This window comes from Herbaspirillum sp. RV1423 (assembly GCF_000577615.1).
Taxonomy (GTDB): Bacteria; Pseudomonadota; Gammaproteobacteria; order Burkholderiales; family Burkholderiaceae_D; genus Herbaspirillum.
In genome coordinates this window covers 81,803-107,014 of sequence record NZ_CBXX010000015.1, presented here as the reverse complement: position 1 = coordinate 107,014, position 25,212 = coordinate 81,803, and the positions used below count along the sequence as shown (strand labels likewise).

Here is a 25,212-nt window from a genome sequence, read left to right as displayed (position 1 = left end):
AGCACAAACCGAATTTGACGGAGTCATCATGGACATGAAAACCAGCATCACCAATGTACGCATCGACGGCAAGCGCCTGTGGCAATCGCTGATGGACCTCGGCGCCATCGGCGCGACGCCGAAAGGCGGCGTCTGCCGCCTGGCGCTGACCGACCTCGACAAGCAGGGACGCGACCTCGTCAGCGGCTGGGCGAAACAGGAAGGCATGAGTGTGACGGTCGACCAGATCGGCAACATCTTCATGCGCCGCGCCGGACGCAACAACGCCTTGCCGCCTGTCGTCACCGGCTCGCACATCGACACCCAGCCGACCGGCGGCAAATTCGACGGCAACTATGGCGTGCTGGCCGGCATGGAGGTGATCCGCACGCTCAACCAGCACAACATCCAGACCGAAGCGCCGATCGAGGTCGCGGTCTGGACCAATGAAGAAGGTTCGCGCTTCGTGCCGGTAATGATGGGCTCGGGCGTGTTCTGCGGCGCGTTCACGCTGGAACATGCTTACGGTGCGACCGATGTCGACGGCAAGAACGTCAGGGACGAACTCGCGCGCATCGGTTACATCGGCGAACAGAAGTGCGGCGATCATCCCATCGGCGCCTATTACGAAGCGCATATCGAGCAAGGCCCGGTGCTGGAAAACGCCGACACCGTGATCGGCGTGGTGCCTGCCGTGCTCGGCCTGTCGTGGTACGACTGCACGGTCACCGGGTTCGAATCGCATGCCGGTCCGACGCCGATGGAAATCCGCAAGGACGCGCTGCAAGTCTCGACGTACATCATGCAGGAAGTCGTCGCGATTGCGAAACGCTATGCGCCCTATGGCCGCGGCACGGTGGGTTCGGTGCAGGTGATGCCGAACAGCCGCAACGTGATTCCGGGGCAGGTGAAATTCTCGATCGACCTGCGCAACGTCAGCGACGAGACGCTCAACCGGATGCATGAAGAATTGCTGGCCTATCTGGAACAGACCCGCCAGAGGACCGGCCTGAGGATCGACCTGGAACGCGTGTCGTATTTCCCGCCCTGCCCTTTCCATCCCGACTGCGTCGGCGAAGTGCGCAAGGCCTCGGCGATGCTCGGCTACGCGACGATGGACGTGGTCTCGGGCGCCGGTCACGACGCCATCTACGCCGCGCGCCTGGCGCCGGCCGGCATGATCTTCGTACCGTGCAAGGATGGCGTCAGCCACAATGAAATCGAGGACGCCAAACCGGAACATCTGGAAGCCGGCGCGAATGTACTGCTGCACGCCATCCTGGCCAGCGCCAAAGTCGTCGCTTAGTCAAAGAACACGCAAGGAAAAATTGTCATGCCGCTGAAAATCGTCATCGCCCGCCTCAACCACGAGACCAATACCTTCTCGCCCATCCCGACGCCGCTCGAAGCCTTTGCGCCGCAATGGGATGACGCCGCCTACCGCGACCAGAAAGGCGCGCGCACCGCGATGGGCGCCTTTCTCGATATCGCCGACGGCATGTCGGCGACCATCGCGACGCCGCTGGCCGCCATGGCCAATCCGAGCGCAGCCGTCGCCGCCGACGCTTACACGCTGATGACCGACGCCATCGTGCGCGCCATCGAAAACGGCTGCGACGCCATCATGCTCGATCTGCACGGCGCGATGGTGGCGGAGAACGCCGACGACGGCGAAGGCACGCTGCTCGAACGCATCCGCAAGATCGCGCCGCACGTGCCCATGTGCGTAGCGCTCGACCTGCACGCCAACGTCACGCAAAAGATAGTCGACAACGCCGACGTCATCGTCAGCTTCAAGACCTACCCGCACATCGATATGTACGAAACCGGCGAACACGCCGGCCGCCTGCTGGTCGATCTGCTGCAGGAGAAATCGCGTCCCGTGACCGGCTGGCGGCAAGTGCCGCTACTGTCGGCGACGCTGACCAGCAATACTTCCGCATCGGCCATGCAGCGCGCAGTCGAGCAGGCCAAACTGGCGGAAAAGCAGCCCGGTGTGTTGGCGGCCTCGGTGCTGGCCGGATTCCCGCTGTCCGACTTCCGCGATGCCGGCATGTCGGTGGTGGTGGTGACCGACAACGATGCGGCGCTGGCGCAGAGCGTCGCCGACGAGATTGCGAAAAAGATCTGGCAGGAACGCGACGATTTCGTCTATGACAGCCAGCCGCTGCGCCAGTCGCTGGCGCACGCGCGCGCGATGGCGGCAGGTGCCGGCAAGGGGCCGGTGCTGCTGCTCGACCACAGCGACAACGTCATGTCGGGCGGCACCTGCAACACCATGGATGTGCTCGAAGCGGCGCTGGCCGAAGGTTTGGATAATATCGCCGCCGGCCCGATCAGCGATCCCGAGGCGGTCGCGCAGTTGCTCGCCGCGGGCGTCGGCAGCAGTGTCACGCTGGCGGTCGGCAACAAGGTCGCGCTGACGCAGCAGGCCATCACGAAGACGCCGCTGCAACTGAGCGGCAAGGTGCTGGCGATCACCGACGGCATATTCCGCGTGACCGGGCCGATCTATACCGGCTCGACCATCAACATGGGCAAGAGCGTCCTGTTCGACACCGGCAAGGCGAAAATCGTCGTCACCGAAGAACGCGTCGAACCGTACGACCTGGGTGTGTTCACGTCGCTCGGCCTCGATCCGGCCGCAATGAATTACGTGATCCTGAAATCGCGCATGTATTGCCGGCCGGTGTTCGTACCGATCGGCAAGGGCCTGGTGGAATGCGATTCGGACAGCGGCGGTCCGACCAGCTCGAATTTCGACCTGTTTCCGATCCGTAACGTACGGCGCCCGATCTATCCGCTCGACGCCGCCACGCCGGCGCCGGTCTGACTCCCGAAGCCATGCCGCCAACCGCCGTGCAGAGCGGCAAGGCCAGGCTGCTTCTGCTTGTCCTCGGCGTAGTGTGGGGCCTGAACTGGCCCGCAGTGAAGGTATCGCTGGGAGGCGTCTCGCCGTGGACCTTGCGCAGCATCGGACTCGGCGCGGCGGCGTGCACGCTGTTTGCGCTGGCGTTCGCGCGCGGCCGCAGCCTGCGCATCGGCCCGCGCGATCGCGTACACGTCATCATGACCGGACTGCTCAACATTGCGCTGTTCAATATCCTGCTGACGTTTGCCCAGCTCGGCGCGGCGACTTCGCGCGTGGCGATCATTACGTATTCGATGCCGTTGTGGGCGACGCTGTTTGCGCGCATCGCGCTGGGAGAGAAACTCGACCGCGTGCGCTGCATGGGCCTGGCGCTCGGCGTCGGCGGCCTGGCGGTGCTGATTGCTCCGCTGCTGGGCGGCGGCATGTCGGGCCTGATGAACCTGCCGCACGGCATCCTGTACGCGCTGGCGGCGGCGCTGACATGGGCGGCGGGCACGGTGTACATGAAATGGGCGAAGATTGCCGCCGAACCGCTGGCGATCGCCGCATGGCAATTGCTGATCGGCGCGCTGGCGGCGCTGGCCGGGTTGCTGTCTTTCGAAGGCTGGCCGCATCCGGGCGCGCTGCACCTGCCGGTGCTGTGCGCATTGGCGTATCACATCTTCTTCGGCATGGCGGCCGGTTACATCCTCTGGTTTGAAATCATCGCCAGATTGCCCGCAGGTACTGCCGCGCTGGGCACGCTGCTGGTGCCGGTGGTGGGCGTCAGCGGCGCCGTGCTGTTGTTGCACGAGCATCCGAGCAGACCGGACATGCTGGGCTTTGCGCTGATTTTCAGCGCCGCCGTCTGCGTGCTGCTGCCGGCGGGATCGCTGCGCTTCATACGATTGCCGCGCCGCTCCTGATCATTGCGCCAGCGACTGCAGGGAATTGACGTAGGCGGTTTCCAGTACGTGATGCGGCACGTACAGCAGATCGGTGACCGTTTCCGGCGCCAGCGCGCGCGAAAAGAAAAACCCTTGCCCGAAATCGCAACCAAGACTGCGCAGATGCTCGACCTGCATTTCGGTTTCGGTGCCTTCTGCCACCACTTCGATGCCGAGGTTGCGCGCCAGCGTCATGATGGTCTGTACGATCTGCAGGCGCTCGCGGTCTTCATTCATGCGCATGACGAAGGAACGGTCGATCTTCAGTACGTCCAGCGGGAAACGGTGCAGGTAGCTCAGCGAGGAGTAGCCGGTGCCGAAATCGTCGACGCTGAAACGCACGCCCAGCGCGCGCAACTGCGACAGGATCCTGATGGTGCGCTCGACGTCGCCCATGGTGACACTCTCGGTGATTTCCAGCCGCAGGGTATTCGGATCGATGCCGGTGTCGGCGATGATCTGCTTGATCTGGTCGACCAGGTTGGGCTGCACGAACTGGCGCGGCGAGATGTTGACGCTGATCGTGAGCGGCTTGGCGCGCGGAAATTGCCGGTGCCACAGATGCATCTGGCGGCAGGCCTCGCGCAACACCCACATGCCGATGTAGAGGATCAGGCCGGTGTCTTCGGCGACGCCGATGAAGTCGCCCGGGTAGACCAGTTCGTCCGGTCCGCGCCGCCAGCGCACCAGCGCCTCGACACCGACGATGGTGCCGGCCTGGAGTTCGATGATGGGCTGGTAGTGCAGGACGAATTCGTTGTTCTTCAATGCATGGCGCAAGGCGGTCTCGATGGCGAGGCGGCTCACGGCGCCTTTGCGCATGCTGCGATCGAATACTTCGTAGTGGCTCTTGCCGGTAGCCTTGGCGCGGTACATGGCGAGGTCGGCGTCGCGCAAGACTTCGTCGGCCAGCGTGTGGCCGACGTCGCCGAAGACGATGCCGGTGCTGGCGCTGGCGTAGATCTCCTGGTCGCGAATCAGGAACGGCAGGGCCATGGCCGACTGGATGCGCTCGGCGATGCGCACCGCTTCATCGGCGTCGGGGATGTCGCGCAGCAAGATGGTGAACTCGTCGCCGCCCATGCGCGCCAGCGTGTAGCTTGGGCCGACGCTGTCTTCATGCGATGCAACGCGGTCCGGTCGCAAGGCGTTTTTCAGGCGCGCCGCGACCTGGACGATCATGCGGTCGCCGGCGAGATGACCAAGGCTGTCGTTGACGATCTTGAAGCGATCGATATCGATGAACAGCACCGCAAACCTGGCGTTGTCGTCGTCCCACTGGCGTTTCAGCGCCAGATCCAGTTGCTGCAGGAACAGGCTGCGGTTGGGCAAGCCGGTCAGGGCGTCGTGCGATGCCTCGTGGATCAGCCGCTGTTGCGCTTGCTGGCGCTCGGCGACGCGGCCGAGACGGGTGCCGATCTCGCGCATCAGGTCCATCAGACGCAGCAAGTGATCGTCGAGCGACAGGATGCGCACGGAGAAAAATTCCAGCACAGCAACTATCCCTCCACCGCTCACCACCGGAAAGGCGATCGCCGCGCGAATGCCCGCCGCACGGGCGACATCCGCGCGCACGGCATCGCGGTCGGCACCGATGTTGACGATCCACACGGGCGCGGCTTCTTTCAGTGCACGGCCAGGCAAATCACGTTCCGCCTGGAATTGCGGATCGCTGGAATAGCAGTGAAATGCAGCGAATTCAGGTCGGCTGGCGCCATGCCAGATACCGCTGGACGTCAGGACGGTGTGCTTGCCGGTTTTTTGCACGTGAAAACAGTGTCCCAGCGGCCAGCCGGTGTAGCGGCAGATTTCATCGACGGCGAACTGCAACGCCTCGTCCATCGTATCGGCTTGATTGGCGGCGGCGGTGACTGCCTCAAGCGCCTGGAGCCGACGCAGGCGATGCTCGGCGGCAGCTTCAGCCTGCAGGCGCGCATCGCGCTCACGCAACAGGGACTGGGTCAGTTTTTCTAGTTCCGCGGCATGCGCAGCCGCGTCCGGTTTCATTGTCATGTGGTCGTAAGGTAAGACGGCTGATACGCGCATTGCCGTGATGTACTTCCCAAGCGCTTGATTATAGCGGCACGTTGTCACTGTTGCATGATTACATTACGCCGCCGCAGTAAAGTTCCTTGCCTTGCATGCCGTATAGTTCATAAGAGGCACGGCCAAACAGCGTTAAACGGCATTTCGGCGCAATGCCGCTGTGGTACGCTGGACCGATAACGATAAGCAGGCGCTCGCGCCGCCTCAGGCGACGAGATGAAAACCGATACAACAAGAGGAGACCATCATGAAGAACTTCAGGATAGGCGTACGTCTCGGCATAGGTTTCATCGCAATGTTGATGCTGATGGCGGTGATGGTCGGCATCGGCGTCTGGCGCCTGCAGGGCATCGGGGACGCCACCGACGACATGGTCAGGAATGCCTTGCAGAAAGAGCGCAACGCCAGCCGCTGGCATGCCGCCATCAAGGAAAATGGCGTTCGCACTTTTGCCGTCATGCGCAGCGACGACGCCGAATTCCAGAAGTACTTCCAAACCCAGATCGATGATGAATCGAAGAAGATCAGCGCAATACAGAAACGCGTGGAGGCGGCCATCGCCACGCCGGAAGAAAAGCAATTGTTCGATGAAGTCGGCAAGCTGCGCACCGGCTATCGCAACGCCCGCGAAGATATCTTCAAGCTGAAGGCGGCCGGTAATGTCGAAGAGGCCAAGCGACTGACCAACACCAGCCTGATCAAGATGATGGACGATTACGCCGCCAGCGTCCTGAAATATGCCAACTATCAAACCCAGGTCATCGACAGGTCCGCCGACCGGATCAACGGCAGCTACCGGTCCGGCCGCACGCTGCTGCTGAGCCTGGGCATGATAGAACTGATCCTGGGGGGCGTGCTCGGCTGGCTGTTGACGCTGAGCATCACGCGTCCTCTCAACGAAGCGGTCAGCATCGCCGAGACCGTGGCGGCGGGCGACCTGACTTCGCACATCGAGAGCAGCGGCAAGGATGAAACCAGCAAACTGCTGCGGGCCTTGAAGACGATGAACGATAATCTGCTGAACATTGTCGGCAAGGTGCGCAACGGCACCGACACCATCGCCACGGCGTCGAGCGAAATCGCCACGGGCAACCTCGACCTGTCGTCGCGCACCGAACAGCAGGCCGGCGCGCTGGAAGAGACGGCATCGGCCATGGAAGAACTCACCGCGACCGTCAGACAGAACGCCGACAACGCGCGCCAGGCAAACCAATTGGCGGTGTCTGCGTCCGAAGTCGCGATCCAGGGCGGCAACGTGGTGGGGCAAGTGGTCGACACCATGGGCGCCATCAATGACTCATCGAAGAAAATTGTCGACATCATCAGCGTGATCGATGGCATTGCTTTCCAGACCAATATTCTGGCGCTCAATGCCGCTGTCGAAGCAGCGCGCGCCGGCGAGCAGGGCCGAGGCTTTGCCGTGGTCGCCAGCGAAGTGCGCGGTCTCGCGCAGCGCTCCGCCGCAGCGGCAAAGGAGATCAAGGCGCTGATCGGCGATTCGGTGGAAAAGGTCGGCTCCGGCAGCAGGCTGGTCGAACAGGCCGGCCAGACCATGAGCGAAGTGGTGGCCAGCGTCAAGCGCGTGACCGACATCGTCGGTGAAATCAGCTCGGCCAGCCAGGAACAGAGCGACGGCATCGAGCAGATCAACCGTGCGATCACGCAAATGGACGAGACCACGCAGCAGAACGCGGCGCTGGTCGAGCAAGCTGCAGCAGCAGCCCAGTCGTTGCAAGACCAGGCAGATACGCTGACTCAGGTGGTCAGCGTGTTCAAGCTGGACAATACGCGCCTGGCGGCGATGCCTCCGGTGCGAACCGTCGACATCACGCCGCGACGGACTCCGGAAAAAATGGCCGCGGCACAGATGCCCAAACTAAGGCAGGCGCCCGTCAAATCCGAATCGGGCAAGGAAGGCTGGGAACAGTTCTGAAACTCTCGCAGCCCTATACCAAAACGAAAACGCCGGCATGACGCCGGCGCTTTTCTTGTTGCATGCCGATGAGATAGATCAGGCGGCCAGCGCCTTTTCCAGCAACTGGTGCAACTCGGCGAATTGCGGCTCGCCGACATAGCGTTTGAGGATGCTGCCGTCCTTGCCGATGACGAACGTGGTCGGAGTCAGCTTGACGTCGCCGAAGGCTTTGGCCAGCGTATCTTGCGGATCAAGCGCGACCTTGAAGGGCAGCTTGCGCGTTTCGGTGTAGTTGAGGACGTAGTTGGGCGGATCGTAGCTCATGGCGACGGCCACGAAGTCCAGGCCCTGATCCTTGAATTTGTTGTAGGTCGAAATCATTTGCGGCATTTCGCCCACGCAGGTGGTGCAACTGGTGGCCCAGAAATTGACCATCACAACCTTGCCGCGCAAATCCTTGAGTGCGACCTTTTCGCCATTGAGCTTGACGAAGGTGACGTCGGGAGCGGCATTGCGCGCCGACAGAGAAGTGTAGCCGAACACGGCGATGGCCGCGACAACGGCCAGTCCGCCGAGCTTGAGACCGAGGCGACGACCGGATGCGGCGGGAGCGGCAGGGGTGGCGTTTTTGGCTTCCATATTCTTTCCTAGTATTGCCGGATGACAATTCAACAACATCGGGTCACCGGGAAACATTCCAATTCGTTCATTATAGACGCGCCATGAAAAAACCGCCGGGTCGGCGACACCGGCGGTTCTGGCATGGCCTCCGACTGCGCTGCCGTCCGCTTTACCGGGACTGCTCCGGGGCCGGCTGGTGGATGTATTGCTTGAGTTCTTCTTCCGAAATGTATTCGTACAGCGTCACGACCTTTTGCACGCCGCTCACGCCGCTGGCGATTTCCGCGCCGCGCTTGCCTTCGCGCTCGGTCACGCGCCCCATCAGATAGACGATGCCGCGTTCGGTGGTGACCTTGTAGGCGCTCGCATAGAGATCCTTGGCGTCGACCAGGCTGGCCAGGACTTTGCTGGTGATCAACGCGTCGCCGGAACGGGCAGAGAAACCGGACGAGCCGGAGATGGCCAGTTCGTTGAAGACGCCTTCGACGCCGGGCAGGCTTTTGATCTCGCGCTCGGCGGCGGCCTTGGATGCTTCGTCAGGCACTTCGCCGGTCAGCAGGACCTTGCGGTTGAAGCTGGTCACGTTGACGTGCGAGCCTTCCGGCACGACGCCGGGAATATTGGATTCGCCCTTGACCACGATCGACTTGTCCTCGGTCTGGGCGCCCAGCGTGCGCCGGTCCGTCGCTGCGAACGTGCCTGCCAGCATGCCGCCGGCGAGAATGCCGAAACAGCCTTGCAGGCTGATCGCCAGCATGCCGCCCACAGCAACCGCCGCCAGCGGACGGCGCAATGATTTCAGCACTTGCGGCAACCTGGTCCAACCAGCCTTGACATTATTCATTCGCATCACCTCCAAATAGCGCGACATCGATACCGTCGCAAATACAATGTAGTGTCACCAGATGCACTTCCTGGATGCGCGCGGTGCGATCATGCGGCACACAGATATGCACATCGGCGTCGGTCAGCTTCTTGCCGATGGCGCCGCCGCCTTTACCGGTCAGCGCCACCACGCGCATGTCGCGTTCCTGGGCGATCTCGATGGCCGCCAGCACGTTGCCGGAATTGCCCGAGGTCGAAAACGCCAGCAAGATATCGCCGGCCTGGCCGAAAGCCTGGACCTGTTTTGAAAAAATCTCCCGATAGCTGTAATCGTTACCGACCGCTGTCAGGATCGACGTATCCGTCGTCAACGCCAGCGCCGGCAGGGGCAGGCGTTCACGTTCGAAACGCCCCACCAGTTCGGCGGCGAAATGCTGGCAGTCCGCTGCCGATCCGCCGTTGCCGCAAGCAAGAATCTTGTTGCCGTTCGACAGCGCTGTGAACATAAGTTCAATTGCCTGTTCAATCGGCTGCGCCAGCACTGCGGCTGAGTGCATCTTGAGTTCGGCGCTTTCCTGGAAATGCGAAAGGATACGTTGATTGGTCATGGTGCGAGAGTATTTAAGAATGCGTGAAGAACGACAGCCCCGGTCTGCTCCGTCGGGTTGCTGCCATCGGCCGGCAGGAAACAAACCCCGGGTGCAGCGGCAACAAGCCCGCCAATTATAGTGTAGTTGCGCACTTGCACCCGCCGCTGGCGGTAAAGAAGCGTATCAAAATGCTTCAGGCATTGCTTCCACGGCATTTTTCAGCCAGGTCATCTGCTCGCCGTCATAGCCGATCACGTCGAACCGGCAAGCCGGCGGCATGCGATAGCGCTGCAGGAAGACCTGTGCGGCAATGATCAGGCGTTTTTGTTTCGTCCGTGTGACGCTGGCCAGCGCGCCGCCGTAGTTGTCCTTGCTGCGCTTGCGGACCTCGACGAACACCACGGTGTCGCGCTCCAGCATGATCAGGTCGATCTCGCCGCCCTTGCAGCGGAAGTTTCGCTCGATCTCGCGCAGGCCCTGGCGGCGCAGGAAATCCAGCGCGGCATCCTCGGCGGCGTCGCCGCTGACCTGTTTACTGGTGCGCCCGGGACGATCGCCGCGCAGCCGGTCAAAGAAAGCCATGCCGCACCGCTCAGCGCTGGTTGGAAACCGGAATCGCGATGCCGTCTTGGTAGACGGCCTGGGTTTCCCTGCGCTGGAAATAGGTGGCGCCGGCATCCATGTTGACGTTGATCTGGCCGGTGACGCCATCGATGTCGAAGCCGGAGCGCAGCAAGGCGATTTGGTCGGCGACACGGAAGGCGTCGATACCGAGCGCATACAGGCGCTCGAGGTCGGCGTTCGGTTTGACGTCGGCATTGGCGACAGAGCGCGGATAAGCCGCGACCGCCGGATGGTCGGCCTGCAACTGCCAGGGCATGTCGACCAGATGCACGCCATCGAGTTCGGGCAAGCGATTGTCGGCGGCGTTCGGCGCAGCGAGGACCGGATTGCCCACGACGCCGTTGGCAACGTTGTTGACGACATTATTGACGGTATTCCCGCCCGCGGCATTGGCGGCGGCAATGGCTGCCGTAGCCGCCGCCAGCGTCAACGGATTGAGTTGCGAGGTGCCGTACAGCGGGATCTCGCCGCCGATGGCGCTGCGCAACTGGATGGTTTGCGCGGCGTCGAGCGCGACGAACAGCAGCGCCGGCTTTTCAGCCTGGATGCGCTGTCCCAGTTGCGCCAGGCCGCTGGCGCTCAGCGCATTATTGGGCACGCTCAACTCCAGGCTCTCGACGACCAGGCCGATCTGGCGCGCCTGCTGGACGAACGCCTTGGCGGCGCGTCGCTGCCAGGCGATGTTGGTGGAAATCGCGAAGATCTTGCCGGACGTCTTTTCGCGCTCGACCCAGGCGGCGACCTGGCGCGCCTCGTCTTCGATCGACAGGCCCATCATCAGCATCTGGCGCGGCAGATGCTGCTCCGCCGTGTCGGGAAGATCGGGCTGCGCCAGCGCGATGGTCGGCTTCAACACATTGTTCGACTGTGCCAGCGCGGTGACGGCGCTGCGCGAGAGCGGACCGACGATGATGTCGTATTTGGCAGCGGCGTCGTTATAGGCGCTCAGTACATCTTGCACGGAATCGCCGGTTTCGATGATGGTGATGACGAGATTGCTCTTCTTGCGCTCTGAGGCGGTCAGGAAGCCGGTACGCACCGCATCGGCGGCCGCGCCGAACACGCTGGAACGCAGCGGCAGCAGTAGCGCCAGGCGTTTGGGAGGAGGGCCACTGTCGGGCAAGACGACGATGTCGGCGCCGGCGCCGTTGCCGACATCGGCAACGGTTGTATTTGCTTGCACGGAAGCGCACAATCCGCTCAGCAGAACAGTCTGCAAGATGACTTTCGCCCATTTTTCCAACATTTTCTTCTCCAATGAGTCATCCCAACTTCACCGCGGCCGTGGCGTCGTCAGTACTGAGCGAGGCCGCGCAGCAGACTTATCCTGAGTCGGCATTATATGTGCTGGCCACGCCCATCGGAAATGTTTGCGACGTGACGTTGCGCGCTTTGCACGTCCTGACGATCGCCGATGCGGTCGCTTGCGAGGACACCCGCAATACGAGCCACCTGCTCACGCGCTACGGCATCAGCCAGACCCTGATTGCAGCACACGAACACAACGAGCGCGAAGCCGCCGACAAGATCATCGCGCGCCTGCAGCAGGGCCAACGCATCGCGCTGGTGTCGGATGCCGGCACGCCGGCAGTGTCCGATCCTGGCGCGCGCATCGTCGAGGCAGTGCGTGCGGCGGGCCTGACGGTGGTGCCCCTGCCGGGCGCATCGGCGGCGGTGACGGCATTGTCCGCCAGCGGCCTGGTCAACGACCAGTTCCGTTTCGTCGGTTTCCTGCCGAACAAATCGAAACAGCGCGAGCATGCGCTGCAAAAACTGGCGGCCGACACGGCGACGCTGGTTTTCTACGAAGCGCCGCATCGCATCGTCGAAACGGTCGACGCGCTGCTGCAGGCGTTCGGCCCGGAACGGCACGTCGTGCTGGCGCGCGAACTGACAAAGCTGTTCGAGACCATCCATCGTTGTCCGCTGGCACAGGCACCGGCATGGTTGGCGCAGGACGCCAACCGCCAGCGCGGCGAGTTCGTCCTGTTGGTCGAAGGAGCGGCGGCAGGCGACGACAACGACGCCGAAACCGAGCGCGTATTGCGTATCCTGCTCGATGAGTTGCCGGTCAAACAGGCAGCAACGCTGGCGGCGCAGATCACCGGCCAAAAGAAGAACGCGCTCTATGAGCGCGCTTTGCAGATCAAGGACGGCGACTGAACCCGGTCGCGCCGATACCGGAAACGGCGGCTAGTGCGCCGTCGATTTCGAAAAGAGATTCAACACCAGCACGCCTGCCAGAATCAGCGTCATCCCGATGATCGCCGGCAGATCCAGCGACTGGCCGTAGACGAAATACGCCACTACCGAAATCAGCACAACGCCCAGGCCCGACCAGATCGCATAGGCGATGCCTACCGGGATCGATTTCAGCGTGATCGACAGGAACAGGAAAGCCAGCGCGTATCCGACCACCACCATGATCGACGGCACCAACCGCGTAAAGCCATCGGCTGCGCGCAAGGCGGATGTGGCGATGACTTCGGACACGATGGCGATCGCCAGCGACAGGTAGGGATGCATGCGCTCTCCTGCGAAGTGAACGGATCAGCGTTCGACCACGAAGGGCATCACGCTGCTGCGCTGACGGACGGTTTGCGCGGCGTCCACCGCCGCAGGACGGTTCTCGTAGGGACCGGCATACAAACGATACAGGCCGTTGTCGACGATGGTTTCCATCTTGACGACGGCGCCGCTCAGGCTTTGCATGAGCCTGTCGCGTGCGGCGCGGGCGTTGGTTTCCTGGGCATAGGCGCCGAATTGCAGGTAAAAGCCGCCGGGCAATGCGGTCGCCGGTTGTGCTTCCTCGCCGCCGGCCGCAGCCGACGATGCGCCGGTCGCCACAACGGCAGGCGCGCTCGCCATCGCCACCGGCACAACCTGTCCTTGCGGCGCGACGCTGCCCACGACCGGCTCCGATGCAGGCGCCGGCCCGGCGGCAAGCACCGGCGTCGGCGCATTCGGAATGCCGTTGCGTTTGTTCTCGGCCATGCGCGTGATTTCTTCAGGCAACAGGCGCTCGACTTCCAGCTCGCTGCTGCCGGACGATAGATATCCCAGCTTCAGCGCGGCGGTGTAAGACAGGTCGATGATGCGCGTCGAATGGAACGGCCCGCGATCGTTGATGCGCACGATGACCTGCGCGCCGGTCTTCAAGTTGGTGACGCGCGCATAGGACGGAATCGGCAAGGTCGGATGCGCGGCGGTCATCTTGTACATGTCGTAGAGTTCGCCGGAAGAGGTCTTCTGGTTGTGGAATTTCTTGCCGTACCAACTGCCGATGCCGCGCTGCTTGAAAGGTCGGTCATCGCTGATCGGCGTGTAAGTCTTGCCGAACACCGTGTAGGGACGCAGCGCCGATTTCGAGTACGGTTCGATGCGCGGTTCGGCATCGGGCGTATCCAGCAAACCTTCCGGCGGCTGGTCGCCCGGGCCGTCGTCCTTGTAATAACCGCCGCGCCCCGATCCTGCCGCAGGCAGGGCCGGCAGCGGCTTGCCATTGGAGGCACGAGCCGCCGGTTTCGACGACGATGTCGACGCTGACGGCGAATTGAGCGACGGAGCGCTGCTGCACGCGGCCAGTGCCAGCGGCGCCAACAAGGAAAGCCAGCGCACCAGGCGCGGCATCGAGGTAAAGAAATCTCGCATTGGCAGTCTTCCCATAGCTTGTATTATTATTTGAGGCCCAGGCCTCAGGCTAGGGCCCAACGATACCAGAGTATCCGTCATGCGTTGCCAAAGCGCCCGCATACGGCGCAAAAGTTGTCAGGTCTGCACCAGCTTGCGATGGCGCTGGATACTCATCAGAATGCCGGCGCCCAGGCCAAGCGTCACAAGAGCGGTGCCGCCGTAGCTCATGAACGGCAACGGTACGCCGACCACCGGCAGGATGCCGCTGACCATGCCCATATTGACGAAGGCATAGGTAAAGAAAATCATCGTGATGGCGCCGCCCAGCAGGCGCGTGAACAGCGTCGGCGCGTTGGCGGTGATCATCAGGCCGCGACCGATCAGCAACAGGTACAACACCAGCAGGATTGTGTTGCCGATCAGGCCGAATTCCTCCGAATATACCGAAAAAATGAAATCGGTGGTGCGCTCGGGGATGAATTCGAGATGGGTCTGGGTTCCCATCAGCCAGCCTTTGCCGGTGACGCCGCCGGAACCGATGGCGATAGTCGACTGAATGATATGGAAACCCTTGCCGAGCGGATCGGAGGTCGGGTCGATCAGCATCATTACGCGCTGCCGCTGGTAATCGTGCAGGACCGACCATATCACCGGCAGACTGGCGGCGCCGGCGACCACCAGGCCGGTCAGGACTTTCCACGACAGCCCGGCAAAGAAAATGACATAGAAACCGGCCGCCAGCACCAGCACGCCGGTGCCCAGGTCGGGCTGGCGGATGATCAGACCGACCGGCACCGCCAGCAGCACGCCGGCGATCAGGAAGATATGCCAGCGGATCATGCCTTCGCGCTTCTGGAAGAACCAGGCCAGCATCAGCGGCATGGCGATCTTCATCACTTCCGACGGCTGCACCACGACGCCGATGTTGAGCCAGCGGCGCGAGCCCTTCTTGACGATGCCGAACAGCGCCACCGCAATCAACAGCGTCACGCCGATGGTGTAGATCGGCACGGCGAACCTGAGCAAGGTCTGCGGCGAGATGTTGGCCGCGATCCACATCACGATGAAGGCGATCAGGATGTTGCGCAATTGATCTTCGACGCGGCCGGGGAAATTCATCCCGGCCGAGTATAGCGTGACGATGCCGACCGACATGATCAGGAAGATGATCAGGGACAACGCGCCGTCGAACACCGCCAGGTGCGGTTTGATGACTTGCCAGAGAGGCGGGCGATGCAGGTTCATGTCAGGGCGTGTTATGAATTATTTCCGCCCCCGCGCAACGCCGGGAACGGGTTGGATACAAGGCGCGACGACACGCCTTAGTGGTGCTACGGCACGAAGGAGCAACGCCGCAGACGCCCCCTTCCCGGCACTGCCCGGTGGGCTCGGACGAAAAGCGTTCATTGCGGCGTTGCGGCGCTTGTGCAGGATACCATCCTGCGCGACGCACCGCGCCTTGCTCTGCATCCCTTTTCATCCGAACGCGGGGGTGGAAATAATTCATAACACGCCCTTAGTCCCTGATGTCGTTGCCGACCGGATCCGGTGCAGATGCGGCTGCTGCGGCTTCGTCGCCCTTGCCGGCGGGCTTGGGCTTGTCGCCTGGGCGTTTGCCGAGCAGGTAGAAATCGAGCGCCTTGCGTGCCAGCGGCGCCGCAGCCTCAGCGCCCCAGCCGCCGTTTTCGACGATGACCGCGATCGCGATGCGCGGCTTGTCGGCCGGCGCGAAGGCGGTGTAGAGCGCATTATCCAGCAAATGCGTGGCCAGGCGTTTGGCATCGTATTTCTCGTTTTTCTTGATCGACACCACCTGAGCGGTGCCGGTCTTGCCGGCCGAGGTGTATTCGGCGCCGGCGAACACGCGCGCGCCGGTCCCTTCCTTGTTGACGCCGACCATGGCCTGCTTGATGACGTCAATGTTTTCCTGCTTCAAGGGAATACGGTAGCTTTCCTTTGGCACGGTGGCGGTACGCTCATGCGTGACGCCGTCTTCGATCATCTTGACCAGATGCGGCTTCATCACCACGCCGTTGTTGGCCAGCGTCGCCACGGCATGCGCCATCTGGATCGGCGTGAAAGCGTTGTAACCCTGGCCGATACCCAGCGAAATAGTTTCGCCGGCGTACCACTTGCGCTGCTCCGGCTTGCGGTAGGCGTTGCTTTTCCAGGTGGTGGAGGGCAGCAGGCCCTTGCGTTCGTGTTCGAGGTCGATGCCGGTGATCTGGCCGAAGCCGAACGGCTTCATGAAATCGTGGATGGCGTCGACGCCCAAGTCGTTGGCCAGCATGTAGTAGTAGGTGTCGCAGGACGCCACGATGGACTTGTACATATCGACGATGCCGTGGCCGCCTTCCTTGTCGTCGCGGAACTTGTGGTTGCCTAGCCAGAAGTAACCGGGATCGCGGATGGCGTCGCTCGGCTTGCGCTTGCCCAGCTCCAGCGCGGCCAGGGCCATGAAGGGCTTGTAGGTCGAACCGGGCGGATAAGTGCCTGACAGCGGCCGGTTGATCAACGGCCGATCGGGCGAATTGTTCAGTTCATCCCAGGTTTGCTGGTCGATGCCTTCGACGAAGACGTTGGGATCGAAGGACGGCTGCGACACGTAGGCGAGGATGTCGCCGGTCACAGGATCAATCGCCACCAGCGCGCCCTTGCGGTCGCCGAAGGCATCTTCGATGACTTTCTGCAACTCGATGTCGATCGACAGGATGAGGTTCTGGCCGGGGCTGGCGGGCGTGCGCGAGAGCGTGCGCACGGCGCGGCCGCCGGCGGAAATTTCCACTTCTTCGTAACCGGTGGTGCCGTGCAGTTGGGTCTCGTAACTCTTCTCCAGACCTTCCTTGCCGATATAGTCAGTGCCGTTGTAATTGGCTTCGTCGTCGGAGTCGGAAATGCGGTCGGCGTCACGCTGGCTGATGCGACCGATGTAGCCGATCACGTGCGCGGCAGTCTTGCCGTAAGGATATTGGCGGAACAGGCGCGCCTGGATGTCGACGCCGGGGAAGCGATAGCGCTGCGCGGTGAACTTGGCGACTTCTTCATCCGTCAGGCGCGTGCGGATCGGCAGGCTTTCAAAGTTCTTGGACTCTTCCAACAACTTGCGAAAACGACGTCGGTCCTTGAGCTGGATATCGACCAGCGTGCTCAATTCGTCGACCAGGTCGTCGAGGCTGCCGGTAATTTTGGACGGCGTGATTTCCAGCGTGTAGGCGGAATAATTGCGCGCCAGCACGACGCCGTTGCGGTCCAGGATCAGGCCGCGGTTGGGCACGATGGGCACCACCGAGATGCGGTTTTCCTCGGCTTGGGCGGCGTAGGCGTCGTGGCGCACGATCTGGAGCCAGATGAAACGCGCCATCAGCAAACCGAAGCACAGCAACACCAGCATCGCGACGGCGAACAGGCGCAGCCGGAAGAGCTTCAGTTCGTGCTCGGTGTTTTTGAACTCTGTCATCACACGCTCTAGATCGGACGGTTATCGTCGCGATTGATCGCGCGTCGTTGCGGCGCGAGCAAGAGCCAGGTCACTACCGGCCACAGGAGAGCGCAGACAAAGCTTTCGCTGAAATAGTACCAATGCGGGAATTTACCGCTGACGATCAGGCGCACGATCAGTTGCACTGCCTGCGTCAGCAGCAGCAGCGGCAGGATGTGCAAGGCCTGGGTGCCGACCGGGAACCACAAAACCCGACGATGGATCATGATCGAAAAATACGACAACAGCGTATAAGCCAGGGCGTTTTCGCCCAACAGGGTCGCCTCGTTGACATCCATCAGCAGGCCCATCATGAAAGCGATGCTGATACCGATCTTGCGCGGCTCATGGATTGCCCAGAACACCAGCACCAGCGCCACGAAATCCGGTACGCCGATCCATTGCCCCCAAGGCAGCAGGTTCAGCAGGAAAGCCGCCACCAGACTGAACGCGATGAACAGCGGACTGGCCGGAAGCAGGATGTAATGCGGATCGTTCATGGTGCGACGCTCCTGGCGGGTTGGGCGGTAACGGCCGCCGGTTTGGAGGCGGGCGCGACGCCGACTGAGGCGGGTATGCTGGCTGCAGGTCTGGCCGGCGCAGGCGCCGCCGGGGCCGCAACTGCGGCATTTGCTGCGGCTGGCGCACCCTTGCGCTCCTCGCTTGGCGTTTCCTTGGCCGGCGCGGTGTCGCTCTCCTTGGCGCTATCGCGCAGGCGGCGCTTGAGGAGCTTGTCGCCCTTCTCGACGGCGCTTTCGGGGTCGGGGCGCGGCGCCGTGTTTTGCTCGACCAGCAGTATCAGCAACTGTTTGTGGCGATCGATGCCGGCGGCGGGCAGACAAACGATATGGGCGAAGGCGTCGGTCGACTTGGTCTCGACCTGCTGCACCGTCGCCACCGACAAGCCGGGCGGATACACGCCGTCAATGCCCGAGGTCACCAATGCGTCGCCCTTCTGGATATCGGCGTTGGCTGCCATGAAGCGCAGGTCGAGCACGCCCGACTGGCCGCGCCCATAGGCCACGCTGCGCAAGCCGTTGCGCAATACCTGCACCGGGATGGCCTGGTCCTTGTCGGTCAGCAACGTCACTTCGGACGTGAACGGAAACACGCGCGTGACCTGGCCGACGATGCCGATCTCGTCGATCACCGGCTGGCCGGTCGCCACGCCTTGCTGCGAGCCGCGATTGAGGATGATCTTGCGAGTGAAGGGGTCGCGCGCGTCGTACAGAATCTCGCCGACCACGGATTTGCTGTTGACGCGCTGCTGCATGTTGAGCAGGTTGCGCAATTGACTGTTTTCCGCCGCCATCTGGCGCTCCTGCTGCAATAGCTGGGCATTCATGGCCTGTTGCCGGCGCAGGGCGTCGTTTTCCTTTTGCAGCGCGGAAAGCGAATTGAAATAGTCGCCCACCTTGTAGGCGGCGTCGCGCGGTATCAGGGCGACCACCTGAAATGGGTACAGCACCGTACCCACCGCCTGACGCACCATCGACAGTGCGTGCATGCGCGAATCGACCACCAGCATGACCACGGCGATCAGGGCGAAAAAGCCGGCGCGGGCGCGGGCCGAGGCGCCTTGCTTGAAGAGTGGTGGGATATCCATGTGTCGTCAGGCCGAAACCGATGCCGGGTGAGCCGAAAACCGCAACAGCCCGCACGCGGCGGGCTGGACAGAGAACAGCGGACGGATACCGGGAAGGTTGTAGTCGATATCAGAAAGACAACGCGGCACAGCAGTCGAGATTCGGCCGTCATGCGAACTGCTGGTTCGCCGCACCGGCCAAATCTGCTTGTGCTTTGTCATATACGCGTTTCGGTTCCTCGAAATTGACCGGACTCCTGCGGAGGAATTATTCGTTGGAGAAAATCGAACCCAGTTTGTCCATGCGATCCAGCGCCATGCCGGAACCGCGCACCACGCAAGTCAGCGGATCTTCTGCGACGATCACCGGCAAGCCGGTTTCTTCCATCAACAGGCGGTCCAGGTCGCGCAGCAGCGCGCCGCCGCCGGTCAGCATCATGCCCTTTTCGGCAATGTCGGCGCCCAGCTCGGGCGGCGTCTGCTCCAGCGCATTCTTGACGGCGGACACGATGTTGTTGAGCGGATCGGTCAACGCTTCCAGGATTTCGTTGCTGGAGATGGTGAACGAGCGTGGGATGCCTTCGGACAGGTTGCGGCCCTTGACTTCCATTTCCTTGACTTCGGAGCCCGGGAAGGCGGAACCGATTTCCTTCTTGATCGCTTCCGCGGTCTGTTCGCCGATCAGCATGCCGTAGTTGCGGCGGATGTAGTTGACGATGGCTTCATCGAACTTGTCGCCGCCGACGCGCACCGAACCCTTGTACACCATGCCGCCCAGCGAGATGATGCCGACTTCGGTGGTGCCGCCGCCGATGTCGACCACCATCGAGCCGGTGGCGTCCGACACCGGCAGGCCGGAGCCGATCGCCGCCGCCATCGGCTCTTCGATCAGGTACACCTGCGACGCGCCGGCGCCCAGCGCCGATTCGCGGATCGCACGGCGTTCCACCTGGGTCGAGCCGCAGGGAACGCAGATGATGATGCGCGGGGACGGACGGAACAGCTTGGAGTCGTGCACCATGCGGATGAATTGCTTGAGCATCTGCTCGGTGACGGTAAAGTCGGCGATCACACCGTCTTTCATCGGGCGGATGGCTTCGATGTTGCCTGGGACCTTGCCCAGCATCTGCTTTGCTTCCTTGCCGACCGCCTGGATGGTTTTCTTGCCGTTGGGGCCGCCTTGCTGGCGGATCGCCACAACCGAAGGCTCGTCAAGGACGATGCCCTGACCACGTACGTAAATCAGTGTATTTGCTGTTCCAAGGTCAATTGCGAGGTCGTTAGAGAAGTAACTGCGTAAAAATCCAAACATGAATTGTCCTGATGCGCCAGAGTCGCGCGCTTTGCATTTGGTAAGTGGGGGTGTCTTTTTATGCCGCGGCGACACAAATACGGCGCCCGCAAGGCATTAGTCCTACATTCTACCTTATAATTTGGGAGAAACCAGCAGGCAAAACTGCCAATAATCCTTGCCTGATAAGAGAATTTTCTACGTTTTTGCAGGCATTTACCTGCGTATTTGCCATCCCGGCGACGCGATTTTTCAACACACTAGTTTTTGCGCCAGGCGCACACCTTCCTATCATGACTTTAGCCCTTTCCGATGTGAAACGCATTGCCAATTTGTCCCGCCTCGAGTTGACAGATGAACAAGCCGGCCAAACCCTGGAGAAACTCAACAGCATCTTTTCGCTGGTCGAGCAGATGAAGGCCGTAGACACGACAGGCATCGAACCGCTGAGCCATCCGATCGCGGCGCTGCATGCCGACCTGTCGCTGCGCCTGCGCGACGACGTGGTGACCGAAACCGATCAGCGCGAAGCTTACCAGCAACCGGCGCCGGCGACCCAGGACGGCCTGTACCTGGTGCCGAAAGTCATCGAATAGCCATCGACCAGGCCATCGAATCGTCATCGGACAAAACGCTGCGGCGCCTCAGTCTCACAGAACCTGAAACGACATTTTTTACATGCACACCAAAACCATCAAAGAGCTGTCGACGCTCTTGCAAGCCAAGAAAATTTCGGCGGCCGAACTGGCCACGTTGTTCCTCGACCGTATCGGCCCGAGCGACCTCAACGCTTTCCTGCACGTCGACCGCGACCTCACGCTCGGACAAGCTGCACAGGCCGATCGCCGCATTGCGGCCGGCGATGTTACGCCGCTGACCGGTATCCCGATCGCGCACAAGGACATTTTTGTCACACGCGACTGGCGCACCACGGCCGGCTCGAAGATGCTGGAAAATTACGTAAGCCCGTTTGATGCGACCGTGGTGGAACAGTTCAACGCCGCCGGCACTGTTACATTGGGCAAACTCAACTGCGACGAATTCGCGATGGGTTCGGGCAACGAGAATTCCTACTTCGGCGCCGTCAGGAATCCGTGGGACAAGACTGCGGTGCCGGGCGGTTCCTCGGGCGGTTCCGCCGCCGCCATCGCCGCGCGCCTGGCGCCGGCCGCCACCGCCACCGACACCGGCGGCTCGATCCGCCAGCCTGCTTCGCTGTGCGGCGTGACGGGCATCAAGCCGACTTACGGCAGCGTGTCGCGCTACGGCATGATCGCGTTCGCGTCGTCGCTCGACCAGGGCGGCCCGATCGCCAAGACCGCCGAGGACTGCGGCCTGCTGCTCAACGCCATGACCGGTTTCGACCCGCGCGACTCGACCAGCCTTGAGCGCGCCAAGGAAGATTTCACGCGCTCGCTCAACGACAGTTTGCAAGGTCTGCGCATCGGCGTACCGAAGGAATTTTTCGGCGCCGGCCTGGCCGCCGATGTCGAGCAAGCCGTGCGCGCCGCGCTCAAAGAATATGAAAAACTCGGCGCCACGCTGGTCGAGATTTCGCTGCCCAAAACCGAGCTGTCGATTCCCGTGTATTACGTCATCGCGCCGGCGGAAGCATCATCCAATCTGTCGCGTTTCGACGGCGTGCGCTACGGCCACCGCGCCGCCGATTACAAGGACCTCGCCGACATGTACAAGAAGTCGCGCGCGGAGGGTTTCGGCGATGAGGTGAAACGCCGTATTCTGGTCGGCTCTTATGTGCTGTCGCACGGCTACTACGATGCCTACTACCTGCAGGCGCAAAAAATCCGCCGCCTGATTGCGCAGGATTTCCAGAACGCGCTGATTGGCCCGGACCGTCAATGCGACGTCATCATGGGACCGGTGTCGCCGACCGTGGCATGGGATCTCGGCGACAAGACCGACGATCCAGTGGCCAACTACCTGGCCGACATCTTCACGCTGTCGACCAGTCTGGCGGGCTTGCCAGGCATGTCGATTCCCTGCGGTTTCGGCCAGGGCGAAAAGAACGGCAAACGTCCGGTCGGCCTGCAAATCATCGGCAGCTATTTCGATGAGGCGCGCCTGCTCAACGTCGCCCACCAATACCAGCAAGCCACCGACTGGCACCTGCGCGCGCCGGCCTGACCGGCTGGCGCAGACAAGAAACAATACAGAATCAGCGAGGAATACTATGCAGTGGGAAGTCGTCATCGGTCTGGAAACGCACACGCAGCTTTCAACCGAATCCAAAATTTTCAGCGGCTCGTCGACGCGGTTCGGCGCAGCTCCCAACACCCAGGCCAGCCCGGTCGATCTGGCGCTGCCGGGCGTGCTGCCGGTGCTCAACAGAGGTGCGGTCGAACGCGCCATCCAGTTCGGCCTGGCGATTGGCGCGACAATTGCGCCGCGCTCGATTTTCGCACGCAAGAATTACTTTTATCCCGACCTGCCGAAAGGCTACCAGATCAGCCAATACGAGATCCCGGTGGTCCAGGGCGGCAAGATTTCCTTCGTGCTGGAGAAGGACGGCAAAGCCGAAATCAAGACGATCCAACTGACCCGCGCCCATCTCGAAGAAGACGCCGGCAAGTCGCTGCATGAAGACTACCAGGGCATGACCGGCATCGACCTGAACCGCGCCGGCACGCCACTGCTGGAAATCGTCACCGAGCCCGACATGCGCAGCGCCGCCGAAGCCGTGGCCTATGCCAAATCGTTGCACTCGCTGGTCATGTGGCTCGGCATCTGCGACGGCAACATGCAGGAAGGCTCGTTCCGCTGCGACGCCAACGTCTCGGTGCGCCCGGTCGGCCAACAGGAATTCGGCACGCGCTGCGAGATCAAGAACCTGAACTCGTTCCGCTTCATGGAAGACGCGATCAACTACGAAGTGCGCCGCCAGATCGAACTGATCGAAGACGGCGGCAGGGTGGTGCAGGAGACGCGCCTGTACGATCCTGACAAGAAGGAAACGCGCTCCATGCGCAGCAAGGAAGACGCGCAGGATTACCGCTACTTCCCCGATCCCGACCTGCCGCCGCTGGTCATTGCGCAAGAATGGATAGAGCGCGTCAAGGCGACAATGCCGGAATTGCCGGGCGCGATGCGTGAGCGTTTCGTCAGCGATTACGCCTTGCCCGAATACGACGCCGCCGTGTTGACGCAATCGAAGGCGATGGCCTCGTACTTCGAAGCCGTGGTCAATGCCGCCGGCAAGGAGCAGGCCAAACCTGCCGCCAACTGGCTCATGGGCGACGTTGCCTCCACGCTCAACCGCGAAGACACCGACATCGCCGACGCCCCGGTCAGCGCCGTGCAATTTGCACTGCTGCTGAAACGCATCGCCGACGGCACCATTTCCAACAAGATCGCCAAGGAAGTCTTCACCGGCATGTGGGAAGCGAAGTCAGGCAAGGACACGCTGGCCGACGACATCATCGAGGCCAAGGGGCTGAAGCAGATTTCCGACAGCGGCGCGCTGGAAGCGATCGTCGATCAGGTGCTGGCGGCCAACGAGAAGTCGGTGGCGGAATTCCGCTCCGGCAAGGAACAGGCGATCAACGCCCTGATCGGCCAGGCCATGAAAGCCACCAAGGGCAAGGCCAACCCGGCGCAATTGACGGAATTGCTGCGCAAGAAACTGGCCGGCTGATTTTCATCGCCGCGCCAATAAAAGCCAAGCCGCTGCCCTTGCAGCGGCTTTTTTTTGTTCCTGCATCTCCGCATGAACGAAAACCACATATGGATATGAGAACTTATTACTTGCTGGCACCGCCGCCCGGGGGTGTAATCCCTGTGTCAACCACACCAAAGACGGCATCGCCCTGAATCGCCAAAGTCACATGCGAGCGCCGCCTTGCAACGGAGCCCGTACCATCATGTCTAGCGCGACTGCACTGCAAACCCCGGCCACAGCAACGAAACAGAATGTGAAGCAGGATTTCACCATCCGCTCTCTCGACGGCCCGCTCGGCGCCGAAATCGACGGCCTCGACCTCAACCTGCCGGTGTCCGACCGGAACATCGCCGACATCCGCGCGGCGCTGGTCAAGCATGGCGTGGTTGTGTTCCGCGACCAACGCGTCACGCCGGACCAGCACGTCGCCTTCAGCCGCCGCTTCGGCCCGCTGCAGGTGCATGTGCTCAACCGTTTCCATCTGAAGAACCACCCGGAAATCCTGATCGTGTCCAACGTCGTCGAAGACGGCCAGCCCATCGGCTTGGTGGACGCCGGCGCCGACTGGCATTCGGATCTGTCCTACATGCCCAAGCCCAGCCTGGGCGCGCTGCTGCATTCGCAGGAACTGCCCGCCGAACTAGGCGACACGCTGTACGCCAATACTGCCAATGCCTATGACGCGCTGCCGGTCGAGATCAAGAAGCTGCTGGAGGGCAAGCGCGCGGTGCACTCCTACGTCTACCGCTACGAGCGCCTGCGCAAGCTGTCGCCCTGGCGGTCTGAGTTGACGCAAAAGCAGATCGACGAAGTGCCGCCGGTGGAACATCCGGTCATCACCACGCACCCGGAGAGCGGTCGCAAAATCCTGTTCGTCAGCGAAGGCTTCACCTCGCATATCATCGGGATGCCGAAGGATGAAAGCGACGAGTTGCTCAAGACCCTGCACGCGCACATCACGCGTCCCGAAAATGTCTACCGCCATCAATGGCAGCCGCACGACATGGTGTTCTGGGACAACCGCAGCACCCAGCACTACGCCGCCATCACGCCGCAACATCTGCGCCGCACGCTGTATCGCACGACCGTGGAAGGCGATGTGCCGTTCTGAACTGTTTCTCCGGCAATAGCGACAAAGGCCTCGCAAGAGT

General features: G+C 62.0%; 22 protein-coding genes. 9 read left to right on the top strand and 13 right to left on the bottom strand.

Features of this window, described 5'->3' with window-relative positions; translation table 11 throughout:
• Positions 1–28 precede the first annotated feature (28 nt).
• From RV1423_RS15555 to RV1423_RS15545, 3 genes are read left to right on the top strand one after another with little or no spacing between them, the layout of a single operon-like run.
• Complete coding sequence (locus RV1423_RS15555; RefSeq protein WP_034298311.1) at positions 29–1,285, top strand: Zn-dependent hydrolase; 1,257 nt, start codon at positions 29–31, stop codon at positions 1,283–1,285.
• A gap of 27 nt (positions 1,286–1,312) precedes the next feature.
• The gene (locus tag RV1423_RS15550) at positions 1,313–2,812 is read left to right on the top strand and encodes a M81 family metallopeptidase (RefSeq protein WP_034298310.1); all 1,500 of its coding nucleotides are present in this window, start codon (positions 1,313–1,315) and stop codon (positions 2,810–2,812) included.
• 11 nt (positions 2,813–2,823) lie between these two features.
• A complete protein-coding gene (locus RV1423_RS15545; RefSeq protein ID WP_034298309.1) occupies positions 2,824–3,756 on the top strand; it encodes a DMT family transporter in 933 nt (310 codons plus the stop codon).
• On the opposite strand, the gene RV1423_RS15540 is transcribed toward RV1423_RS15545, so the two are convergent.
• Complete coding sequence (locus RV1423_RS15540; protein ID WP_051516701.1) at positions 3,757–5,790, bottom strand: GGDEF domain-containing protein; 2,034 nt, start codon at positions 5,788–5,790, stop codon at positions 3,757–3,759.
• 280 nt (positions 5,791–6,070) lie between these two features.
• Between RV1423_RS15540 and RV1423_RS15535 the strand changes: the two genes are divergently transcribed.
• The gene (locus tag RV1423_RS15535) at positions 6,071–7,756 is read left to right on the top strand and encodes a methyl-accepting chemotaxis protein (protein WP_034298308.1); all 1,686 of its coding nucleotides are present in this window, start codon (positions 6,071–6,073) and stop codon (positions 7,754–7,756) included.
• 78 nt (positions 7,757–7,834) lie between these two features.
• Here RV1423_RS15535 and RV1423_RS15530 read toward each other — a convergent pair whose 3' ends face one another.
• The 5 genes from RV1423_RS15530 to RV1423_RS15510 form a co-directional block, all read right to left on the bottom strand.
• Positions 7,835–8,377 carry a peroxiredoxin gene (locus tag RV1423_RS15530; protein ID WP_034298307.1) on the bottom strand — a complete coding sequence of 181 codons (543 nt, stop codon included), beginning with the start codon at positions 8,375–8,377 and terminating at the stop codon, positions 7,835–7,837.
• Between the two features lie 151 nt (positions 8,378–8,528).
• Positions 8,529–9,203: a BON domain-containing protein gene (locus RV1423_RS15525; RefSeq protein ID WP_034298306.1), complete on the bottom strand. Its 675-nt coding sequence runs from the start codon at positions 9,201–9,203 to the stop codon at positions 8,529–8,531.
• Positions 9,196–9,792: a phosphoheptose isomerase gene (locus tag RV1423_RS15520; RefSeq protein ID WP_034298305.1), complete on the bottom strand. Its 597-nt coding sequence runs from the start codon at positions 9,790–9,792 to the stop codon at positions 9,196–9,198. The genes RV1423_RS15525 and RV1423_RS15520 overlap by 8 nt, the downstream gene beginning before the upstream one ends.
• 165 nt (positions 9,793–9,957) lie before the next feature.
• The gene (locus RV1423_RS15515) at positions 9,958–10,356 is read right to left on the bottom strand and encodes a YraN family protein (protein WP_034298304.1); all 399 of its coding nucleotides are present in this window, start codon (positions 10,354–10,356) and stop codon (positions 9,958–9,960) included.
• Positions 10,357–10,366: 10 nt separating this feature from the next.
• The gene (locus RV1423_RS15510; RefSeq protein WP_034298303.1) at positions 10,367–11,644 is read right to left on the bottom strand and encodes a penicillin-binding protein activator; all 1,278 of its coding nucleotides are present in this window, start codon (positions 11,642–11,644) and stop codon (positions 10,367–10,369) included.
• A gap of 11 nt (positions 11,645–11,655) precedes the next feature.
• On the opposite strand from RV1423_RS15510, the gene rsmI reads away from it, so the two are divergent.
• Positions 11,656–12,561 carry a 16S rRNA (cytidine(1402)-2'-O)-methyltransferase gene (rsmI, locus tag RV1423_RS15505; RefSeq protein WP_034298301.1) on the top strand — a complete coding sequence of 302 codons (906 nt, stop codon included), beginning with the start codon at positions 11,656–11,658 and terminating at the stop codon, positions 12,559–12,561.
• A gap of 30 nt (positions 12,562–12,591) precedes the next feature.
• Here rsmI and RV1423_RS15500 read toward each other — a convergent pair whose 3' ends face one another.
• The 7 genes from RV1423_RS15500 to RV1423_RS15470 all read right to left on the bottom strand — a co-directional run bounded on the left by RV1423_RS15500 (position 12,592) and on the right by RV1423_RS15470 (position 20,406).
• A complete protein-coding gene (locus tag RV1423_RS15500; RefSeq protein WP_034298298.1) occupies positions 12,592–12,924 on the bottom strand; it encodes an SMR family transporter in 333 nt (110 codons plus the stop codon).
• A gap of 24 nt (positions 12,925–12,948) precedes the next feature.
• Positions 12,949–14,049 carry a septal ring lytic transglycosylase RlpA family protein gene (locus RV1423_RS15495; protein ID WP_231502310.1) on the bottom strand — a complete coding sequence of 367 codons (1,101 nt, stop codon included), beginning with the start codon at positions 14,047–14,049 and terminating at the stop codon, positions 12,949–12,951.
• Between the two features lie 117 nt (positions 14,050–14,166).
• Positions 14,167–15,276, bottom strand: coding sequence for a rod shape-determining protein RodA (rodA, locus tag RV1423_RS15490; RefSeq protein WP_034298295.1), 1,110 nt, complete (start codon positions 15,274–15,276; stop codon positions 14,167–14,169).
• A 271-nt stretch (positions 15,277–15,547) separates the two neighbouring features.
• Positions 15,548–17,488, bottom strand: a complete 1,941-nt coding sequence (mrdA, locus tag RV1423_RS15485; RefSeq protein ID WP_034298293.1) for a penicillin-binding protein 2 — start codon at positions 17,486–17,488, stop codon at positions 15,548–15,550.
• Between the two features lie 8 nt (positions 17,489–17,496).
• Positions 17,497–18,009 carry a rod shape-determining protein MreD gene (mreD, locus tag RV1423_RS15480; protein WP_034298291.1) on the bottom strand — a complete coding sequence of 171 codons (513 nt, stop codon included), beginning with the start codon at positions 18,007–18,009 and terminating at the stop codon, positions 17,497–17,499.
• Positions 18,006–19,115 carry a rod shape-determining protein MreC gene (gene mreC, locus RV1423_RS15475; RefSeq protein WP_034298289.1) on the bottom strand — a complete coding sequence of 370 codons (1,110 nt, stop codon included), beginning with the start codon at positions 19,113–19,115 and terminating at the stop codon, positions 18,006–18,008. The genes mreD and mreC overlap by 4 nt, the downstream gene beginning before the upstream one ends.
• A gap of 247 nt (positions 19,116–19,362) precedes the next feature.
• On the bottom strand, positions 19,363–20,406 hold the full coding sequence (locus RV1423_RS15470) for a rod shape-determining protein (RefSeq protein WP_007881173.1): 1,044 nt from the start codon (positions 20,404–20,406) through the stop codon (positions 19,363–19,365).
• Positions 20,407–20,678: 272 nt separating this feature from the next.
• Between RV1423_RS15470 and gatC the strand changes: the two genes are divergently transcribed.
• The 4 genes from gatC (at position 20,679) to RV1423_RS15450 (ending at position 25,172) form a co-directional block, all read left to right on the top strand.
• Entirely contained in the window at positions 20,679–20,981 is a 303-nt protein-coding gene (gene gatC / locus RV1423_RS15465; protein ID WP_034298287.1) for an Asp-tRNA(Asn)/Glu-tRNA(Gln) amidotransferase subunit GatC, read from the top strand.
• 82 nt (positions 20,982–21,063) lie between these two features.
• Positions 21,064–22,530, top strand: a complete 1,467-nt coding sequence (gene gatA, locus RV1423_RS15460) for an Asp-tRNA(Asn)/Glu-tRNA(Gln) amidotransferase subunit GatA (protein WP_034298285.1) — start codon at positions 21,064–21,066, stop codon at positions 22,528–22,530.
• Positions 22,531–22,576: 46 nt separating this feature from the next.
• Complete coding sequence (gatB, locus tag RV1423_RS15455) at positions 22,577–24,037, top strand: Asp-tRNA(Asn)/Glu-tRNA(Gln) amidotransferase subunit GatB (protein ID WP_034298281.1); 1,461 nt, start codon at positions 22,577–22,579, stop codon at positions 24,035–24,037.
• 226 nt (positions 24,038–24,263) lie between these two features.
• Positions 24,264–25,172, top strand: coding sequence for a TauD/TfdA family dioxygenase (locus RV1423_RS15450; RefSeq protein ID WP_034298278.1), 909 nt, complete (start codon positions 24,264–24,266; stop codon positions 25,170–25,172).
• The last annotated feature ends 40 nt before the right edge of the window (positions 25,173–25,212 follow it).

Bases quoted from the DNA above. Each gene is read 5' to 3' on its own strand.
- RV1423_RS15555 (WP_034298311.1), top strand. From the start codon at position 29: ATGGACATGAAAACCAGCATCACCAATGTACGCATCGACGGCAAGCGC.
- RV1423_RS15550 (WP_034298310.1), top strand. From the start codon at position 1,313: ATGCCGCTGAAAATCGTCATCGCCCGCCTCAACCACGAGACCAATACC.
- RV1423_RS15545 (WP_034298309.1), top strand. From the start codon at position 2,824: ATGCCGCCAACCGCCGTGCAGAGCGGCAAGGCCAGGCTGCTTCTGCTT.
- RV1423_RS15540 (WP_051516701.1), bottom strand. From the start codon at position 5,790: ATGACAATGAAACCGGACGCGGCTGCGCATGCCGCGGAACTAGAAAAA.
- RV1423_RS15535 (WP_034298308.1), top strand. From the start codon at position 6,071: ATGAAGAACTTCAGGATAGGCGTACGTCTCGGCATAGGTTTCATCGCA.
- RV1423_RS15530 (WP_034298307.1), bottom strand. From the start codon at position 8,377: ATGGAAGCCAAAAACGCCACCCCTGCCGCTCCCGCCGCATCCGGTCGT.
- RV1423_RS15525 (WP_034298306.1), bottom strand. From the start codon at position 9,203: ATGAATAATGTCAAGGCTGGTTGGACCAGGTTGCCGCAAGTGCTGAAA.
- RV1423_RS15520 (WP_034298305.1), bottom strand. From the start codon at position 9,792: ATGACCAATCAACGTATCCTTTCGCATTTCCAGGAAAGCGCCGAACTC.
- RV1423_RS15515 (WP_034298304.1), bottom strand. From the start codon at position 10,356: ATGGCTTTCTTTGACCGGCTGCGCGGCGATCGTCCCGGGCGCACCAGT.
- RV1423_RS15510 (WP_034298303.1), bottom strand. From the start codon at position 11,644: ATGTTGGAAAAATGGGCGAAAGTCATCTTGCAGACTGTTCTGCTGAGC.
- rsmI (WP_034298301.1), top strand. From the start codon at position 11,656: ATGAGTCATCCCAACTTCACCGCGGCCGTGGCGTCGTCAGTACTGAGC.
- RV1423_RS15500 (WP_034298298.1), bottom strand. From the start codon at position 12,924: ATGCATCCCTACCTGTCGCTGGCGATCGCCATCGTGTCCGAAGTCATC.
- RV1423_RS15495 (WP_231502310.1), bottom strand. From the start codon at position 14,049: ATGCGAGATTTCTTTACCTCGATGCCGCGCCTGGTGCGCTGGCTTTCC.
- rodA (WP_034298295.1), bottom strand. From the start codon at position 15,276: ATGAACCTGCATCGCCCGCCTCTCTGGCAAGTCATCAAACCGCACCTG.
- mrdA (WP_034298293.1), bottom strand. From the start codon at position 17,488: ATGACAGAGTTCAAAAACACCGAGCACGAACTGAAGCTCTTCCGGCTG.
- mreD (WP_034298291.1), bottom strand. From the start codon at position 18,009: ATGAACGATCCGCATTACATCCTGCTTCCGGCCAGTCCGCTGTTCATC.
- mreC (WP_034298289.1), bottom strand. From the start codon at position 19,115: ATGGATATCCCACCACTCTTCAAGCAAGGCGCCTCGGCCCGCGCCCGC.
- RV1423_RS15470 (WP_007881173.1), bottom strand. From the start codon at position 20,406: ATGTTTGGATTTTTACGCAGTTACTTCTCTAACGACCTCGCAATTGAC.
- gatC (WP_034298287.1), top strand. From the start codon at position 20,679: ATGACTTTAGCCCTTTCCGATGTGAAACGCATTGCCAATTTGTCCCGC.
- gatA (WP_034298285.1), top strand. From the start codon at position 21,064: ATGCACACCAAAACCATCAAAGAGCTGTCGACGCTCTTGCAAGCCAAG.
- gatB (WP_034298281.1), top strand. From the start codon at position 22,577: ATGCAGTGGGAAGTCGTCATCGGTCTGGAAACGCACACGCAGCTTTCA.
- RV1423_RS15450 (WP_034298278.1), top strand. From the start codon at position 24,264: ATGTCTAGCGCGACTGCACTGCAAACCCCGGCCACAGCAACGAAACAG.